Genomic DNA, 18334 nt, shown 5'->3' with positions numbered 1-18334 from the left:
GCGATCCGACGGCCGGAGGGCCTCGGATCGCACCAACTCTCCTCTTCTTTACCAGGGTTTCAGCGAGTGACGGTGCAGCTCACACTCCTGTGGGTGACTCAACTGCAGCTTCCGATCGCCGTGGTTCGCGGCGTTGGAAGGTGCCTGACCTTGGATTCCCCGGCGGTCGCTTCGCGGAGCCGGACGATCTCCTCGTGCTGGGCGGCGAGCCGGGCCAGGGCCTGGCTGCGGAAGTCGGTGAGTTCTTCGACCGTTTGCTCTGACTGGGCCAGCCGTTCCCGGAGCTTGGTGATCTCTGCCTTGAGCCGGGTGATCTGGGCCTCGCGAGGGTCGGGAATTTCGCCGGTCTCTTGAAGTGCCTGTAGACGCCGTTCGAACTCGGTGCGGAGGGAAGCGTAGGGGCGGGTGCCGTAGAACGCGGTGCGGTCGACAGCCGCCTCGTTGGCGAGGGTCTTGATGTCGCACTTTCCGCCGGGCGGGATCTCGCCTCGGAGGAGCCGGTCCATGGCGGCCCGGATGCGGTTCTCGTTCTCGGTCCGCTGTGCTGCGGAGATTCTCATGCGGAGTCCTCGTCCACGGTGTTGGCGATGTCGATCTCGGCGATGACGCGGAGAGCCCGGTCGTAGTCGCCCTGGAGCCTGGCGCGTTCGGTCTTGCGTGTGGTGCCGAGTTGGCCGAGGAAGATCTCGGTGCGGTCGGCGTGCTCAGCCCAGACGGGCCGGTGGCAGGGGTGATGGGTGGCCTGCGGGCAGCGGGCGGAGTCACACATCCCGATCAGCGGGCGGTTGGCCGTCGGGGTGCCGGCCAGTTTGAGGCAGAGCGCCCGGGAGGGGTCGGTGAACCAGCAGTAGTTCGCGGACCCGAGGTGGAGAACCTTGGCGCGTTTGGTCAGCAGGTTGAGGACGTCGCGGTCACTGCGCTGTGTCTTGGGTGCCAGGGCTGTTGCCGGGTCGAGCTTCTCGTCGATGCTGGCGAAGAACTCGGTGAGGCTGCGGGCTCCGGGACCGGCCGGGAGGATGCCCTGCTGGTAGTTGCGGAACTCCTCCAGGACCAGGGCCAGGTTCCGGTCGCTCTCGTGCTTGTTGACCTCGGCCAGCAACTCGGCCTGAGCTCCGCCGGGGCGGGACGCGTACCCTTCCGTGGTGGCCACTGTGATGTGCTTGAGGTGCAGCTTGGAGGCCAGCACGCCGCCCGGACGGTAGGCCATTTCCAAGGCCAACGTGCGACGCAGCCGCCTCAGATTGACCTGGCCGTCAGGGATCGGAGCGAGTCCGAGGCGGCGGCCTGCAGGGGAGTTGACCCAGTTGCGGAACCACTTGTAGCGGACGGAGAAGGCGAACCGTCCGAAGAGCAGAGCGCCTTCTTGCCGGTCGTCATGGAGCTCTTCGGCGAGTTCGACGGCGCGATAGACGGGCTCGATGACGACCCATTCGTCGTCGGTGCCGCCCAGTGGCTGCCCTTTGACGACTTTGCTGGCGAGCCGGTAGCGGGTGAGTCCGGGGACGGGCTCTTCGAGGCGTCGGCAGCCGATGCGAAGCTCCATCAACTCGCTCGCGCGCATGCCGGAGGCCGCGGCCAGCACGATCATCGCGGCGGTGCGGACGATGCCGACCAGAGCGACGGCCTGGAGCCGGTGCAGCGGCACCGTCCAGGGCAATACGGACGTGGTGTCCGCCGTGGTGATCGCGGCGGCGTCTCGGGCGAAGACCTCCTTCACCCCGACCGATGCGACCGCGTTCTCCATCGGGCCGCGTAGGTGGCGCATCCATCGGGCCTCGAACTGCGTGATCCCGGCCTGACGGGCCAGCACTCCTGTGGCCACCGCCAACAGGGGGTCATCCGGAGACCAGCCGTTCGCGAGCCGGTCGGCGACGTGGTGGTCGGCGAGCATCGGCAGGGGTGTGCACGTATCTCTGTACTCGTTCAGCAGCTCGGTGAACTCGACCACCGGGGCCACGTGGACGGCCCGGAGCCCCGGTGCCTTGCGGGTGGAGAGCTTGTCGGTTTCCCGGATCTGCCGGGTGAGTTCAACGGCGTGCGGGCCCAGGGACGACATGAGAAACAGGGCGGCAGCGAGCATCGGCTGCATGACGGCGGTGTCGACAGGCTGGGTCTTGTTCTCGATCCGGCCGCAGGGCATCTCGGCGATGGCGGAGGCGGTGGCCCCGCCCCAGGGCCGCAGATCGGCCGGGACACGGTCAGCGGTGAACAGTTCACGGTAGTTGACCAGATCGACCACGACCTGCGCGGCCCTGCGGCGGGTTCCCGGGCTGTTCTCGCCGACGACTTCGCCGTTCTCGTCGAGGATGTAGCGCCGGTGGGCCATGTAGGCGTCGCAGATACGGGTGTCGATCTGCGCGAAGCCCGGAACCCCCTGTTCGGACAGCCACCGGCAGAATCGTATGAGCTCGTCCAGATGGCCCGCGCAACTGCGCAGGTGCAGGGCGGTGCGATGGGCCCGGGGCAGCGGAGCGACCGCCGGGTGCCGAGGGGTGAGCATGGTCAGGACAAGTTCCTTGCCGACCAGCCGCCACCGCTCGTCCGTGATCTCGGCGAAGTCGAAGCGGCGCGTGCAAAGGGCAAGTTGGACGGGTAGGCCGACGACGTCGGTGAAGTCCCAGACGTCATCTTCGAACACCGGCCGCTCTGTTCCCTCAGGCAGGGTGAATCCAGCTTCGCGGCAGACGTCGGCGCCGGCGAAGGCCACGGATCGGCCGTCGAAGGCGGCAGCAGTGGTAAGAGCGGTGGTCACGCGGTCATCTCCTCGGGCCGCAGCGGCAGTTCGCCGGCCTGGTCCTCGACGTGGTCGGCCGCCGCGGCAATGACGCCAGGGTCGAAGCGGTCCAGGACCTGCTGGATGCGGGTGGCATAGGGGCCGAATACGGCCATGAAGTGGGCTGCAGGCATCTGCTGCCACTGCCGGGAGAAGAACACCTTGAGCCGCAGCAGGTTGCCCGCGTGCCGGGGAGCGAACACGGCCAGCGGGCAGAGCAGGCAGACCCAGGGCCGGGCCGGGCACGGCTTCCCCTTCGGGCCGTGCAGCCCGGACAGCTGGTCCCCGCAGGCGGCGGTGAACACATCGCGCTGCCCGCCCACCAGCTCGGCGATCACGGAATCGTTCAGGTTCAACTCCGCGACCAGGTGCGGATAGCCGTCCGCCAGCGCGGCCGCTTCCTCATCGGTGATCACGGTGGGCGGGTGAGCCCGGCGGAGCATGTCATGCTGGGCGTCCTCGATGACCGTCTCGACCGCGTGCCGCTGGGCCGGGGTGGTGGCGGTGAGGTAGTGATCGCCCTCGACGTCCGGGGTGTGGTTCGGGTCGATCGTGGCCCGCCCACTGCCCGTCCACGTGCTCTTGTCCCGCATGGCCTCGTGGGTGGTACGAATCCGAGAACGATGGATCTTGAGGGGCTGTCTGTCGTTGCCGACGACCGCATGGCGAACAGCCCACCGCTGGACGGCGACCCGGTCGACCTTGCGGACCCGGCGATCGCCTCCGGCCCGGCTCACGCCCACCCAGAGTTTGCGGCGTTCCTCCTCAGTCACGAAGGTCCGTAGTAGTGCGGAGTGCGCGAGCCACTGTTCCAGCAGGCGGACCGCCCGGCGGGGCAGGTTCAGGCTCTCCGCCGCGGTGCGGCGTTTGATGTAGGAGAGCAGGACCGTCGAGTCACCGGCCCAGTCGATGTCCTCGAGAACCAAGTCCGCGATGCCGTCGGGGACGATGCCGGTATAGATACCGAACAGCAGCCGATAGGCGATCAGCACGTCCAGGTGCGGGAAGACCGCCCGGATCGCGTCGTGGAAACCACCGCGGTTATGGACCACCGCCGCCGAGATGTCCAGGTGCCCGCCGAACACGCTGATGCTGACGGGCCCGACCCGGGCCAGCAGCCAGCGCAAATTGCCCGGCTGCCAGCCGCCTTCACCAGGATGCCGACCGTCGGCAGCATCGGCGAGGGCCTGGCGGTGGGCGGCATACGAATCGTCGACCAAGGTCCGGCAGACCTCTGTCAGCCGCTGCCATTCCTCCTTCGCATAGGGCGGCAACGACTGGCGGAAGGGCTGGATGTTGAAGTGCCGCCCGGCAGCAAGCTCCAGAACTCCATCTGCCAAGGCGCCCCCGCTTTGGGCATAGCCCTCCAGCAGGCTGCGGGTCATGGCCTCCAGCCTGGGCGGGCCAGGCATCCAGAACTCGGCCAGCTGTCCCCGTCGCAGCTGAGCGGCGCCACCGGTGAACCCCTGAGCCGCGAGGGTGCAGACCATGCTCCGCAGGGACTGGACGTAGAAGTTGACGGTGCCCTCCGAGTCCGCAGTGCCGTGCGGATGGATCAAGTCCACGAGACCGATAGCCAGGTCCCGGGCCAGGCGAGGGTTGGGCAGGTCGTCCAGGAGATAGTCGGCGCGGCCGCCGTCGCTGAACACGCAGGTGAGACCAAGGGGTTCGTCGATCAGCATGGTCGGCATCACAGATCACCGCCCCTGGCCTCGTCAGCGAACTCGGCCGCGGCTTCCCGCTCGGCGACCGTATCGTCGGTCAGCCCGGCAGCGGCTCCGGCTCCCTCGTATGCCTCCCGGTAGATGCGGGTCGTGTCCAGGCGGCGGAGGTACTTTTCCGTGGTCAGAACAGTGGAATGCCCGAGAAGGTCACGAAGTACCAGCAGCGGGTCAGCCTTGCTCAGGTAGAAGACCAGGGCGGCGTCGGCATCGGTCTCCCGCACGAGTTTCGCGGCCTGCCGGTAGTGCCCGGTGACCAGGTATTCCAAGGTCCTCATCGAGAAAGTGTGGCGACATCGGTGGGGCCAGACATGCGGGAACCGGGGCTCGAATCGGGCCCGTATCCGGCCCGAGGTCCGCTCGAAGACCGTGGCCCAGGCCGTGAACGGGCCACCCCCGTTCTTCACCGCCAGCAGGCACGAACCGCCCTCCGGGGCGACCAGACGGCGCCGCTCGGCCGGAGTCAGGGATGCCCAGGGGCGGCGGACCCCATTGATCAGCCCGCCCCTCGCGTCCGGCTTGCTCACCATCAGCGGTTCACCCCACCGCCGTGGAGGCCGCCAGAGCGAGCCCTCCGTCGTGGCGGTCCGGTCCAGGTCGAGATAGTCGTGCAGCCCAGCGAGGGCCTCGTAAGAGGTCCACGTGGTGCGGAACTTCTTGCCCTTGGTGATCCCGGCCGGCACCGGGAACGGGATCGGAACCGCGGTTGGCTCCGGCGGCAGGGCGGGAATCTCCCAGGGCAGCAGGTAGGTGAACTCCTGCAGCCGCATCCCGGTGGCCAGCGCGTGATCCCCGACCGCCGCGTTGCGGGTCATCTCCCGCCCGTGGAAACCGGTGTCCTGCGAGCCGTCCGGCGCCAGCCCGCGCAGGCCCTTGCGGAACAGTTCAGTGAAGTCCGGCTCAAGGTACTTGATCGTCACGTGCGGCTTCGGGGTTCGACGGACCGCTAGATTCACCTTCACCTCCCGGCCGGTCCCGGCGAACAGAGCCCGCGCAGCCCGGTAGGTGAACGGCTCGGCCGTCGCATACTCCTCGTTGATCGCCCACCGATAGAACAGCGACAGGATGCTCATGTGCTGGCCCCACGTCGTCGCCGCGAACCGGGCCTTCAACGGACCCGCCGCCCGATGCTCGGCGTACCGGCTCAACCCCGCCTTCAGTCGTACCCGCGAGTCGAACAGCCCCACTCCATGTATGGCCAGGAACTCCATCCACTCCTTGACCACCCGCGCGTAGTTCTCCCATGAACTCGGCGCCGGCGCCCCGCTGGCCGGAAGCTCACGCAGCCACCGGTTCACCACCGCCGTCTCACGCGGCGCAGCTGGGCCGTCCTCGAAGCGAAGATCGTTGTCGATGAGCACGGGCATCCCCTCAGGGATCAACGGCCGATGCTCGGTGTCCCAGGACTCCCAGCCTCGGGACGAGAAATAGCTCAGGATCATGAGCGCCGACAGTAGAAACACCACACCGCTCAACGCAATGCACAAACTTCCAGGCCACAAGCCCAGTCGTACTCAATCGCGACACGAAAACTAAGCGGAGACAATGTGCCGCAGGGTGTGCGGATGCACCTCGATCTCGATCCCAAACGAAGCACACCGCGCGTTCGCCCGCCGGAATACCGCCTGCCACGCGGCTGGCTCAAGCGGCCGCCGTCATCGGCCAGCCACAACCACAGCAGCTCCCCGGTGCGCCTCACCGGGCGGCGCCGCTCCGCCGGGCCGATACGCCCGTACGGCCAGTTTCGGGCACTGCCATCCAGCACCAGCGCATACGGGCCCGTGCGGAGCACCGTCCGGTCCGTGGCCGCAGGCGTGAAGCGGCCATCGGCAGTGCAGCGGGCCACGATCGCGTCGCGCTCCACGGCCAGGAAGTGGTGCAACTGGCGCACCTTGCACGGCGGCAGGAACACCCGGCGGCCCTTGCGCCGCTTGGCCACCGCCCCCGCTACTCGGAACTCCGCCGGCCCGCCCGGCGAGGGCACCTCAGGCACCAGCAGACAGGACGCCTCACCCAGCCGCATCCCGCTGTGCGCTAGAACATCGGCGAACAGGGCGTTTCGCTCGCCGTGTCGGCCTCGCCACGGTGGATCAGCGCCGCCTTCCGGCAGTTCCCCGCGCAGTCCCACGTTCCGCCACAGTAGGTAGTCCTCGAAGGACACGAACCGCAGCGGCTCGTCCTGCGGATCTGTCTCCATTTCGGCATTCACGTGGACCCGGCGGGTCCGGCAGGTGTCATCACCGTCTTGTCGACGTACCGGAACGGCGCTCGCTTCAGCAATCCGGCGTCCAGTGACCACGCCACCCACTTGTCCAGCGCCGCCACCGACCGGTTCCAGGTCCCCACCGACACAGCACCCGGCCCGCCACACCTCAAACGCACCCGTCTGTAAGCTCGCAGGTCGTCACCGTCGCACGCCCAGATCGACGTGCCATACCGCGATGTCTCCAGAAACCGGACGAACAGCAACACGTCCCGGGCGTATCCCAGCACGCTGTTCTCTGCCCTCACACCCCAACTCGGTAACTCGCGCAGAAAACGGTTCAGTTGCAGGTCATACGATCCGTCGCCTCCCAGAATGAACGGCTGCCCTTCGCGAACGCCTACACGGTCGAGCACTGCCACCGAGCCAGCAGTACCCAGGCAGCTCTCCAGACGGGCTCGGCTCGTGGTACGCGCGCCGCGCTGGGCAGGCCGACACGTGCGAAGTCCGCCCCTGTCGGGCACGTGTGATGGCCCTCGACTTCCGCCCGGCGTCAGGGCCGTCGTCGCGCCCGCGCGGAGAAGGCCGGCCGGGAAGTTGCCCCGCAGCGCCTGGAACGGACAGAACGACCGGGGGACGGGTCAGGCGCCGACCTCCGGCCGTCTGATTCCCTTTCTGGTCCCGGACAGGCAACAGCTGAACCTGCCCAACCGGTCCGCCGCCGGGCGACCGGTCGCGAGGACTGGGCCTCGGCCGGGTGCCGCCGCCCTGGCTGTGGCCTGCGCGGCTTGCGGGCCGAGGCTGGGGTCCAGGCGTCGCGTATCTGGCGTGGGGCTTGTCGCCGCTCTCGCCGGGACCGAAGCCCGTCTTGCGGAGCTGACCACTGCTCAGAGGGTCCTCTCCGCACTCGCGCCGAGCAGAGCCGAACCTGATACGACCGAACAGGCCGTCACCTGCCAAGGCATCATGAAAGCGGACTTAGTGTCACCTAAGTGCTCTAAGTACTTCGAAGGAGTCGATATGGTGTTCGCCGCAGGAGTCGATGGCGTGGGCCCTTTGAGGTTCTGGTGCCGACGTGGCTCTCCGTGGAACGAAAGGGCTGGGTGTGAGAATGGCGAGCAGGGTACTAGGAAGATCGATACGGGTTGCGCGTGCGGTGATGACGGGTCTTCTCGCGTCCGTCGTGCTCTCCGCGTCTGGAACGGCTGCGGCGTTCGCTGACGCCGCTGAGTCTCCACGGGAGGGCGGCACGGTGTACATCGGTGCCCGAGAGGGGCACAGCGGTACTGGAGCCTTCCCCATCTACGCACGGACACCGGCGAACCCCGGCGAGCCGGGTGAGCCGGACCTCTGGGCGTACTGCATCGAGCACGACGTGCCTGCACGGACGCGGATCGAGGGCACGGTGGGCGATCTCGGGAGCTATCTCGGAGCCAACCGTTTCACCGATCCGACGGTCCAGAGCAAGGTCCTCTGGGTGCTCGCGCACAGCTATCCCGCCCTGAGCCTCGAAGAGTTCGGAACTGTGGCAGGAGCGCCCGGGATCTCACGCAATGACGCGATCGAGGCGACGCAGTACGCGATCTGGCGGTACACCGACCTCGACTTCGACGCGCCCTGGGAGTGGGAGACCGCCGATTCGGAAAAGGCCTACCGCTACCTCCTCGCCGGTGCGAACGCGAGCACCGGGATGACGCCGTCGGAAGCCGCGACCACGATCTCGATCTCCGCGCCGAGTACCCCTCAGGATGCCGGAACACTCGTCGGCCCGTTCGTCGTGAAGACCAACCGGCCCACGGTGAGCGTCTCCGTCGACCCCGCGGCGACGCTGACTGATGCGGATGGGGCCGTTCTCGACCCGGACTCCGTCGTCGACGGCCAGGCCCTGTACCTCGATCTCCGAGGCACGAACAAGTCCGGGACCGCAACGATCAAGGTGAAGGCCGCAGGTTCGGCGGTCACCGGCCACATCGTCTCGGTTCCCACCACGTCCGGAGGCACGCCCACCGCGGCGGACCACGCTCAGTCGATCATCCTCGTGGCGCCGAGCAAGGCCACGACGAGTGCCGAGGCCGTCGCGCGGTGGAACGACAGCGGGGACGACGGCACCACCGACGGCGGGGACAACGGCACCACCGGCGGGGACAGCGCTACTGGCGGGGATAACAGCACTGGTGGGGACAACGGCACCACCGGCGGTGACAACACCACCGGCGGTGACAACACCACCGGCGGGGACAACGGCACCACCGGCGGGGACAACACGGGTTCCACCACCGGTGGGGCGACTCCGTCCGCAAACCCGAGCGTGTCGGACTCGCCCACGCCCGGCGGTCCGATGGCCGAGACCGGCAGCAGCGGCACTCGTGTGATCGCGGGTATCGCCGCAGCGCTCGTACTGGTCGGCGGTGGCGCCCTGTTCACCTTCCGCCGTCGGCGTTCCGCCCGGCACTGATCCAGCCCTGCAGGCCCGCCGCTTCGCACTGCGCGAAAGCGGCGGGCCTGTCATGTGTGCGGGACTCACCGGTCGGCCGGAAGAGACGGCCGGTACGGGGAGGAGACGGGAACCCCAGCACACCCCTGCCGCACCGGGACATCGCCAACGGCGATGACCGTGGACGAGCCCGCCATTCCCCAGCGACGCCGGCTTTGATCAGTTCGGCCGGCTCACCATCGGTACGAGGGCTCCCGATCGTGCCTTTGAGACCCCTGATCGACGGCGAGCATCTGGTGGCGCAGCCCGAAGCGCGGGCCTTCGCGTGCGGCGGGGGCCAGTGAGCTGCTGTGTCCAGGGGCAGTTGGGCACCACAGCGGCCTGCCGGCCGATCGGACGCTCACGCGCCACCCCTGCCTCAGCCCGAAACCGAAGCGTCCGTCGTCCCCGAGACCTACGCCCGCTCGGGCCCGGACACCGGCCGGGCGGGCGTAGGTTCTGGCGCTGCTGAGCCGGCCGGAGTACGCCGACCTGCCATCCGCCCAGGTCTGGGCACGTGAGCTGGACGCGGGAATCTCCTGGTGTTCGCAGCGGACGATGTACCGGATCCTGTCCGCCGCTGGGCAGAACGGCGAACGTCGCCGACAGGTAACCCACCCGCCCAGAACGATCCTCGAACTGGTCGTGCACGGGCCCTCTCAGGTGTTCGCCCGGGACATCACCCGGCTGCCCGGTCCGGCCAAGAGCATCTGGTTCCACGCCTAAGTGATCACCACATCTTCAGCGCTGCATCGTCGGTCACACGGTCGAACGCGCCGAAACCGCCGAACTGGCCGAGGAGTTGATCCGCGAGACCATCGAGCGCAACGGCATCGTGCCCAAGACCGTCCACGCGGGCCCCGACACCTCCGTGACCAGCAAGAAGGTCTCCCAGTTGCCGACCGGCCTCGGTGTCACCAGGAGCTGTTCCCGCCCCAGGGGTGAGCAACGACAACCGGTTCGGCGGAAGCGGTTCCGCACCACGACGTGCGGCGCCGACCACCTCGAACGCTTCGACTCCCTGGCCCACGCCAGGCAGTGGACGGAGGCGTTCATCAGCTACTACAACCACGAGCACCGGCACTCCGGGATCGGCCTGCACACCCCCGCCTCGGTCCACTTCGGTACCGCCTACGAAGTGAGGGACCAGCGGGCCGTCACCCTCGCCGAGGCTTGCGAACGTCACTCGGAGCGCTGTGCCCGACGGTCGAAACCACCCGAGATGGCCCTCCAGGTCCGGATCAACGATCCCATCAATCGAGCGCAACTATAGCTAAATCGCCCATAGCCGAATAAACATCTCATTTTACTTGACAAGTGCCGTCCAGGTCAGAAAGATCGTCAAGCACATGCCAAACCCCTTCGCGGAGCCGACGTCCCGTACCGGCCCCGTCTCCGATCGATGACCGGGGCGAGCCACAACTACCAGCAAGCAGGACAGCGGTTGCCCGGAACCTGGCCGCCCGTCCCCAAGGTCCGACTGAAGGAGCGGAGATGGCATCCCGGCTGAACAAGACCCTGCGTGACCGCCTGACCGGCGCGGCCTGCCTCGTCACCGGAGGTGCCCAAGGCATCGGTTGGGCCGTGGCACGCCTGCTAGCCGAGCATGGCGCGATGGTCCACGTCTGTGACATATCGAGGAGTCACATCGAGGCTGCGCGCTCCACGGCATCGTCCGGATCCTTCCGCTTCGAGCAGGTGGACGTAACCGACCGGCAAGCCCTGGAGGCGTGGATATCCGCTTCGCACAGCCACCATGGGCGTGTTGACGTACTCGTGAACAATGCGGCGTACAGCCGCTGGGTAGACGACGCCGACATGAGTGATGACGACATCGAACGCACCATGCGGACCAGCTTCGACGCTATGGTGCACGCGACCCGCGCGGTGGTCCCTTTGATGCTTGCCGGCGGAGGCGGGCAGATCATCACGATGGGATCGCTGGCAGGGAGCGTCTACGTCCGCGGCCCCGCTGCAGCGTACGCCGCGGCCAAGGCAGCAGCGGAGGCGTACAGCCAGATACTGCGCCTGGAACTCGCCTCTACCCCCGTCGATGTGACGCTAGTGCGCCCCGGAGCGGTGGCTGGTACGAATTTTTTCCGTCACGTGTCCTCCCGGAGAATGTCGCGGCTCAGCGACATCTTCCCGGCAGCGACACCGGAGCAGGTCGCACGGAGTATCGCCAAGTCCCTGGTTCGACCACGTCCTGTGGTGAACGTCCCCGCCTACGTGCCGTACGTCGCGGCTTTTCACACGCTCGCGCCGGAAAAACTGAGGTGGCTCGCCCAGCTCAGCGGTGAGTCGAGGCGTGACTATTCGATGGTGAGGGGCCAGCGCACCGGGAGACGGGAACTCTGATGAAGATCGCGCTACTGGATATGGACGGCACACTCACGCCCACCGCGCTGGGGATGGCCATGCTCGGATCCCAACGTGCCACGAAGCTCATAAACCCTGCGGCGATGAAGGACCTCGGCCGCCTTTACCAGGATGCCCGGAGCTCCGTCACGGGCATGTACGCGCTCTACGAAAAATACGCTCAGACGCTGGCCGGCCTGCCCGAGTCGGCGATACAGGAGCTGGCGGAGGAGGTGTGGCAGCGCGAGAAGGTATCCGTCTACCCCCATACGAAGCCACTGATCGACACACTCCATCTGGCCGGGTATCGCACGCTTCTCGTCTCCGGGAGTCCGGACGAGATCGTGCGTCTGGTCGCCCGGGACCTCGGTGTCCATGCCGGGAGCGGAACTCGACTCGTGCGCGCCGAGGGCCAGTACACCGGCCATATCGAACTGGCTCCTGCGCTGCCGGGAGGAAAAAGGGCTGTACTGGAGGAGGCGGTGCAGCCCAGGACGGTGGACTGGAGTGTCGCGTACGCGCTGGGAAACTCCTGGCCGGACATCGAGGTGCTGAACCGCGCCGGATTTTCGCTGCTGTTCGAGCCGCACCCTCATATTCGTGAGGCCGCCGAGTGGTTCGGAATCCGCCAGGCGAATCGTCAAACCGTGCTGGAGCAGACTCGGGAGCTGCTGTCGACATCACTGACGGCGTCAGCGCGCGCCGTTGGAGGGCGAAAGTGACGAGAAGTCGGCGAAAGGCCCGGATTGCGATCATCGGCGCCGGGGTCTCCGGGATCTGCCTCGCGGTCAAGCTCAAGCAGGCCGGAATCGACGACTTTGTCGTATACGACAGAGGAAAGGCCGTGGGGGGAGTGTGGCGAGAAAACGTCTATCCGGGTGTTTCATGTGACGTCCCGAGCAGGATCTACTCCTTCTCGTTCGCACCGAACCCTGACTGGGATTCCTATTTCGCCCGAGGGGATGAGATCCTCTCATACCTCAATAGAGTGGTGGAAATGTACGGAATCGGCCCTCACCTGAGACTGGGGGAAGAGGTGGTAGAGGCCCGGTTTACCGCAGGGGAGTGGAGAGTAAGGACGTCCCGGGGCGAGGAGTCGCGTTGGGACTTCCTGATATGTGCCACAGGGCTGCTCGTGCAGCCAGCCCTGCCCGAGTTGGAAGGGAGGAGCGCCTACCGGGGGGTCATGATGCACTCCGCTCAATGGGAAAGCGGGGTGGACACACGAGGGAAGCGCGTCGCGATCATCGGCACGGGGGCGACAGGAACGCAGATGACCTGCGCACTTGCCGCAGAGACCGAGCACCTCTATCTGTTCCAGCGCACCGCGCAGTGGGTCTTCCCGAAGCCCGCGCAACGGTACTCCGCGATCGCGAAGAGACTTCATCGCGTGGTGCCGGGCTTCAGCCGGCTCGCAGATCGCTTCTGGCGGGTGGTCTTCCAGGGAACGATAAGTGCGGCAGTGGTCAGAGCAGGATGGCAGCGGAGACTGATCGCGGGGGTCTGTCGACTGTCTCTCAGACGGGTCCGTTCCAAGGAGTTGCGGCGACTTCTCACACCTCCGGACAACCCAATGTGCAAGCGGTTGGTGGCGGCTTCCGGGTTCTACCGGGCCGTGCAGCAGGAAAACGTCACAGTAATCGGTGAGGAGATCGATAGAATCACGGAACGGGGGATCTTGACCCGTGACGGTGTGGAAAGGGAAACAGATGTCATCGTTTTCGCCACGGGGTTTCGTGCAGATACCTTCATGCGTTCGATGAAAATAGTAGGAAAATCCGGAAGAACGCTTGAAGATTTCTGGTCCGACGGCCCCAAGGCCTATCGGACGGTCGCACTGCCGGGCTTCCCGAATTTCTTCATGCTCATCGGCCCGAACAGTCCGTTCTCAAGCGAGTCGGTCATGCGCATCGCCGAGACGCAGTCAGATTACGTCCTTCGCTGGATCGAACTCTTCAAATCCGGTGCCGTTGCGGAGATGTCCCCCACCCAGGAAGCCTCGGACAAATTCAACAAACTTCTGCGGAGTGGCATGCCGGGTACGGCCTTCTCGTCCGGGTGTACATCCTGGTACCACGATTCCCAGGGGGGTCTGATGGTCTGGCCCTGGACGGTGAGGGCGCATCATAAAATGCTGTCACGGATTCAGCTTTCACACTTCGATGTCCGGCAATGCGGAGAATCCAGCAAATCCGGGTCAGGAAGCGAGCGCGGCTCATGACTCCGAAACCTTCCCTGCTTTTCGTTCATGGACTGGGTGCTGACGGGACATGCTGGGGTGAAGTCCGCAGTCTCCTGGCCTGGTACGAGTCATACGCCTATGACCAACGTGGACACGGGAAAACCCCATTGGGAAACGAGGAGCTCACACTCGATCGGCTCGCGGGAGATCTCGGTGCCATCGTCCGGAGTTCCCCCGTGCCGGGTCCTGTCGTTCTCGTCGGACACTCGGCCGGAGGTGTCGCCATCCTCACGCTTGCCGCTCTTGAGCCGACGCTGTTCGGTTCGGAATCGGAGATCGTCGGCGTGGTCCTGGTCAGTACATCCCGCGCGGATCTCCGCTGCTCGGTGAGCGGGTATCCAGGACGCCTCCTGGAACGGGCTCTGCTTTCTCTGCCCAGCATCGCTCTGAGGAATGAGCGCTGCGGATATTTTGGCCGATTCATGGCACGCGGTGCGATGAAGGCAATAAGGGTGATCGGTACTTGGCGGTGGCCCCTCTACGGGGCTGACGCTTCCAGGGATGCTCGATACAAGTTCTCGACCATGCTTTCGAGCACTCCGCCGTACACGCTGAGCGTCATGCTCGGACTGCTCTCCAGGTTCTCGCTGCCGAATCTCGCCGCCATGAGGAGGGTTCCGGTCCTGATAGCGGCAGGGGAGGGTGACAGAATAGCTTCGCGTAAATATATGAGGCTACTCTCCGAAGAGCTCCCGTCCGCCCGGTTGGCCATGATCCCTCGCGCCGGCCATCTCCTGCCTCTCGAATGCCCGGAAGAATTGAGCAGAGAGATCCAGAAATTCCTGGACACGTTGTGCAAGGAGGGGAAATGATACTGCTCCCCGTGCCAACTCCGGCCGAGAATGAATATTTGGGAAAACGGGTGTGCGCTCGGGAGGCGGCCTGTCGTGGATAAGATTGTTCCGGGCGCGGCAGTCATGGACGAGGCCGTGGACGCACTGCGGCGACACGCCCCTTCATGGGCTGCCACTCCGCTCGAGGAACGCATTGCCCTGCTCGAACGACTCGTACCGAGGATTCTCAGTGTGGCCTCGGACATGGTCGCGGTGGCAGCCCGCGCGAAGGGCTACGCCCCGGACTCCCCGTGGGCGGCCGAGGACTGGGCCGGCGGCCCTTGGGCCCTGCTCCAGGGCGTCAAAGCCCGCCTTGAGGTGCTGAGTCGTATCGCAAAGGGAAGGGACCCGGTGGAGTCCCACGCGGTGCGCATCCGTGACGGACGCATCGCGGTCGATGTCTTCCCCGCCACGGGGTGGGACCGAATCCTGCTCAACGGGCATCGTGCCGAGGTGCAGATGCAGGAGGGCGCCACGCCCGAGAGTGTTCGGGCTGGCGCGGCAAAGGAATACCGTGGCGGTGCGAGCCCGCCTGGCGTCGCATTGGTACTCGGAGGCGGCAATGTCGCCTCCATCACCGCGCTCGACGTTCTCCACAAGCTCTACACCGATGGTCAGGTCGCCGTGGCGAAGACACACCCGGTCAACGCCTACCTTCGGCCCCACCTTGAGCAGATCTTCAGCGAGTTCGTCGAGCGCGACTGGCTGCGGTTCGTCGACGGAGGCGAGGCGGAGGGCGCGTACCTCACCACACATCCGGGTGTGGACTCCATTCACGTGACAGGAAGCGACCGCACTCACGACGCCCTTGTGTGGGGCACCGACGGTTTGGCCGAGCAACGGCGCCGCGAAGACACTCCCTTGGTCACCAAGCCTTTCACCAGCGAACTGGGCGGAGTCAGCCCCGTCATCGTCGTACCCGGAGACTGGAGTGACGCGGACTTCCGTTTCCAGGCCGAGCACATCGTCACCAGCAAGATGAACAACTCGGGCCACAACTGCGTCGCCAGTCAGGTTCTCATCGTGCCGTCCGGCTGGACCGGGTCCCAGCGGCTGCTGGACGAGATCCGCCTTCTCGCACGTGCGCTTCCGACGCGTGCCGGCTACTACCCCGGTACCGAGAACCGGCTGGCGGAAGTCCTGGCCCGCCACCCGGAGGCCGAGATCCTCGGTACCACAGGCCTCGTCCTGGTATCGGAACTGCACGACCAGAACGATCCGCTCATCACGGCCGAGATCTTCGCCGGCGCCCTGGGGGTGGTCGAACTTCCTGGCGACAGTCCGCGCGAGTTTCTCCGCCGCGCGATCGACTTCGCCAACGACGTCCTGCCCGGGACGCTGGGCGCCACAGTCCTCGTCCACCCCCGGACGGAAAAGGCGGCATACCCCGCCGTCCGGGACGCCGTCGCCGCGCTGCGCTACGGGACCCTGGGCATCAACTGCTGGCCAGGGGTGGGGTTCCTACTCGGTTACACCCCCTGGGGCGCCTACCCCGGCCACACCCGACAGGCAGTCGGCAGCGGCACCGGATTCGTGCACAACGCCTTCATGCTGGGAGAGATTGAGAAGACCGTGCTCCGCGCACCCTTCGCACCGGCCCCACGTGGCCTCTTCGCCGGTTCTCCGTCGCTCTCACCTCGCCCGCCGTACTTCGCCACGAGTCGCACCGGGCGCGCGACTCTTGAACGACTCACCCACTTCGTCGCCGCACCGCAGGCCCGGCGCTTGCCGGCTCTCGTCTTCTCCGCGCTCAGGAGCTGACGCAGGGCCGAGCACTTCTCCCCTTCATCAGCATCGCCTGCACCCTCATCTGCTACCGCAGACTCACCAAATCAGATGACTTCTGCATTGCCATACCCGACTGCCGCGACACGCAAGGAGCACTGAACGATGACCAGCAACCAGCTGCAAAACCCCGCGTACGGGTACAACGAGAGTTCGATCGGTCATCAGGTGCACAGCGAACACGAGAGGCTTCGCCGCCTGGAGGACGCGCTGGATCCCGAGACCATTGGCCTGCTCTCCGACTGCACGGTGCAGCCGGACTGGCGCTGTCTGGAGCTGGGGGCAGGCGCCGGATCGATCGCGTACTGGCTCGCCAAGATGTGCCCTGAGGGGCGCACCACCGCCGTCGACCTGGACACCCGCTTCCTCGACCAGGGGGCCTTCCGCAACCTCACGATCAGTGAGCAGGACGTCTTCGAGTGCGACTTCGCTCCGCAGTCCTTCGACCTGATCCACACACGTATGCTGCTCTTTCACCTCCCCCAGCGGGAGGAGATCTATCGGCGCGCCGCTCAGTGGCTCGCTCCTGGTGGATGGCTCGTGACCGAGGAACCCGTGATCATCGATGATCGCGAATCGCCCTACCCGGAGTTCAGTAAAATGACCCGAGCCGTCAGAACTCTCTTGGGAAGGCACGGCGCGGACTTGCGGTGGTCGAGGTCCCTGCCCGGTCTGGCCCTGCGGAACGGCCTGGCCGACCTGTCCGCCTCCGCCCGGATAATGCAGTGCGGGCAGGGGGGTGCGGGTGACCGCCACTGGACGTTTATGATCAACCAGATGCGCACTCCTCTGATATCCGCAGGACTCCTCTCGCAGGAAGAGTGGCAGGCGGGCATCGACTCCTTCAACGATCCGGCCTTCATGGACATCAGTCTGGTCTTGATCTCCGTCAGGGCACGTCGCCCTGTCTGACGGCATGCCACGTGAGGCAGGCCGGATCGGCCTCACCCTGGCAGACGGCCAACGCCGGCGGGTGTGTGAGCTGGAGTGCTGCGGATCGGGTGAGAAGGAGGCGTCGTACCCTGTGGCCTGGTGATGGGCTGACAGACCTGGAGCTGTGTCAACTCTCATGGCAACACGCGCGCTTGACGCATGTACCTTCTGCTTCTCATGGCACCGGTTGTGTTTTTGCTGTTCACGGACTCGCGCGTGCGGCGAGCTGCGCCCCGGGCCCTGCAGGGCGTTTCTGTGGCTGGATCCGCAGCACCACCGCAGCGTTCCGGTCATTCACGTCCCGAACACCGTGCCCGGGGTCTCTGCGGGTTCGGCCCGCAGCTCCACTGCGGTCTCGGAGACATCCGGGTCCTGGAGGGCGGCCGGGCGTCGTGCCTCCCGTATCGCAGAGATGTTGCCCGGACGCCTCGCTCACCCCGGTGCAGCGGGCCGCCGCTGTCTACGCCGGCCAGCAGGCTGCGATGCCGGAACTGCTGGAGGGTCGCACGACCGATCCAGCTACGTGGGTGCGCTCGCCGGAGAACCTCGCCCGCCTCGTAGCCAACAAGCGCGAGTCCAATGCCCACCGCCGCACCCCTGACAGAGTCAAGTCGGTTGTGCTTTTCCCGACCACACATCGGGAAAAGCACCGCCAACGCGTCTCGTCGCAGGCAGGATCGAGACACCTGAGTCGGTGTCCCCTGGTCTACGTGGGACAGCGCGTACATGCCGCAGGGGCGGCGATTCTTCCTGTGCGCCGCTCACGGCCGGTCCGCTCATGCACACCGACGGTCCGAGACGCTTCCCTGTTGCTGTAGCCCGCTTTCACGAGCCGGAAGTATTCCTCCCGCTCAGCACGGAGCTTCCTTGGCCCTGAGCCGTCCGGACCTTGCGGATCTCGAAGTCCATCGCACCCCTTGAACTGGGGTGTTGCGACAACCACTAGAACCCGAGGCTGGGCCGAGGGCGGGGCTCCGTCACCAAAGGTCGGGGCCGGATTGGGCTCGACGGCC

15 protein-coding genes are annotated in these 18334 nt (G+C 66.3%); 9 read left to right on the top strand and 6 right to left on the bottom strand.

Features of this window, described 5'->3' with window-relative positions:
• Positions 1–98: 98 nt before the first annotated feature.
• Genes ACIHCL_RS29355 through ACIHCL_RS29330 form a run of 6 tightly spaced genes read right to left on the bottom strand, consistent with a single transcriptional unit; the run spans position 99 to position 7119 of the window.
• Positions 99–560 (bottom strand): hypothetical protein, encoded by a 462-nt coding sequence (locus ACIHCL_RS29355; RefSeq protein WP_399866553.1) that lies wholly within the window; start codon positions 558–560, stop codon positions 99–101.
• The gene (locus ACIHCL_RS29350) at positions 557–2752 is read right to left on the bottom strand and encodes a site-specific integrase (protein WP_399866552.1); all 2196 of its coding nucleotides are present in this window, start codon (positions 2750–2752) and stop codon (positions 557–559) included. Before ACIHCL_RS29350 ends, ACIHCL_RS29355 begins: the two co-directional genes overlap by 4 nt.
• Entirely contained in the window at positions 2749–4464 is a 1716-nt protein-coding gene (locus tag ACIHCL_RS29345) for a hypothetical protein (RefSeq protein ID WP_399866550.1), read from the bottom strand. Before ACIHCL_RS29345 ends, ACIHCL_RS29350 begins: the two co-directional genes overlap by 4 nt.
• Positions 4464–5936 carry a site-specific integrase gene (locus tag ACIHCL_RS29340; protein ID WP_399866548.1) on the bottom strand — a complete coding sequence of 491 codons (1473 nt, stop codon included), beginning with the start codon at positions 5934–5936 and terminating at the stop codon, positions 4464–4466. Before ACIHCL_RS29340 ends, ACIHCL_RS29345 begins: the two co-directional genes overlap by 1 nt.
• 29 nt (positions 5937–5965) lie before the next feature.
• Entirely contained in the window at positions 5966–6691 is a 726-nt protein-coding gene (locus ACIHCL_RS29335) for a hypothetical protein (protein ID WP_399866545.1), read from the bottom strand.
• Positions 6692–6699: 8 nt separating this feature from the next.
• The gene (locus tag ACIHCL_RS29330) at positions 6700–7119 is read right to left on the bottom strand and encodes a site-specific integrase (RefSeq protein WP_399866543.1); all 420 of its coding nucleotides are present in this window, start codon (positions 7117–7119) and stop codon (positions 6700–6702) included.
• A gap of 737 nt (positions 7120–7856) precedes the next feature.
• On the opposite strand from ACIHCL_RS29330, the gene ACIHCL_RS29325 reads away from it, so the two are divergent.
• The 9 genes from ACIHCL_RS29325 (at position 7857) to ACIHCL_RS29285 (ending at position 17300) form a co-directional block, all read left to right on the top strand.
• Positions 7857–9152, top strand: coding sequence for a Cys-Gln thioester bond-forming surface protein (locus tag ACIHCL_RS29325; protein ID WP_399866541.1), 1296 nt, complete (start codon positions 7857–7859; stop codon positions 9150–9152).
• 576 nt (positions 9153–9728) lie between these two features.
• On the top strand, positions 9729–9896 hold the full coding sequence (locus ACIHCL_RS29320) for a hypothetical protein (protein ID WP_399866539.1): 168 nt from the start codon (positions 9729–9731) through the stop codon (positions 9894–9896).
• A 76-nt stretch (positions 9897–9972) separates the two neighbouring features.
• Positions 9973–10443 carry an integrase core domain-containing protein gene (locus ACIHCL_RS29315; RefSeq protein WP_399866538.1) on the top strand — a complete coding sequence of 157 codons (471 nt, stop codon included), beginning with the start codon at positions 9973–9975 and terminating at the stop codon, positions 10441–10443.
• Between the two features lie 221 nt (positions 10444–10664).
• Complete coding sequence (locus tag ACIHCL_RS29310; protein ID WP_399866536.1) at positions 10665–11528, top strand: SDR family NAD(P)-dependent oxidoreductase; 864 nt, start codon at positions 10665–10667, stop codon at positions 11526–11528.
• Entirely contained in the window at positions 11528–12250 is a 723-nt protein-coding gene (locus ACIHCL_RS29305; RefSeq protein WP_399866533.1) for an HAD family hydrolase, read from the top strand. The genes ACIHCL_RS29310 and ACIHCL_RS29305 overlap by 1 nt, the downstream gene beginning before the upstream one ends.
• Positions 12247–13749, top strand: coding sequence for a flavin-containing monooxygenase (locus ACIHCL_RS29300; protein WP_399866531.1), 1503 nt, complete (start codon positions 12247–12249; stop codon positions 13747–13749). Before ACIHCL_RS29305 ends, ACIHCL_RS29300 begins: the two co-directional genes overlap by 4 nt.
• Positions 13701–14582, top strand: coding sequence for an alpha/beta fold hydrolase (locus ACIHCL_RS29295; protein ID WP_399866529.1), 882 nt, complete (start codon positions 13701–13703; stop codon positions 14580–14582). Before ACIHCL_RS29300 ends, ACIHCL_RS29295 begins: the two co-directional genes overlap by 49 nt.
• 75 nt (positions 14583–14657) lie before the next feature.
• Positions 14658–16364 (top strand): aldehyde dehydrogenase family protein, encoded by a 1707-nt coding sequence (locus ACIHCL_RS29290; RefSeq protein ID WP_399866528.1) that lies wholly within the window; start codon positions 14658–14660, stop codon positions 16362–16364.
• A 129-nt stretch (positions 16365–16493) separates the two neighbouring features.
• Positions 16494–17300: a class I SAM-dependent methyltransferase gene (locus ACIHCL_RS29285; protein ID WP_399866525.1), complete on the top strand. Its 807-nt coding sequence runs from the start codon at positions 16494–16496 to the stop codon at positions 17298–17300.
• Positions 17301–18334 lie beyond the last annotated feature (1034 nt).

Source organism: Streptomyces sp. NPDC052042, from assembly GCF_044548345.1.
Taxonomy (GTDB): domain Bacteria; phylum Actinomycetota; class Actinomycetes; order Streptomycetales; family Streptomycetaceae; genus Streptomyces.
This window is presented reverse-complemented; position numbering and strand designations above follow the sequence as displayed.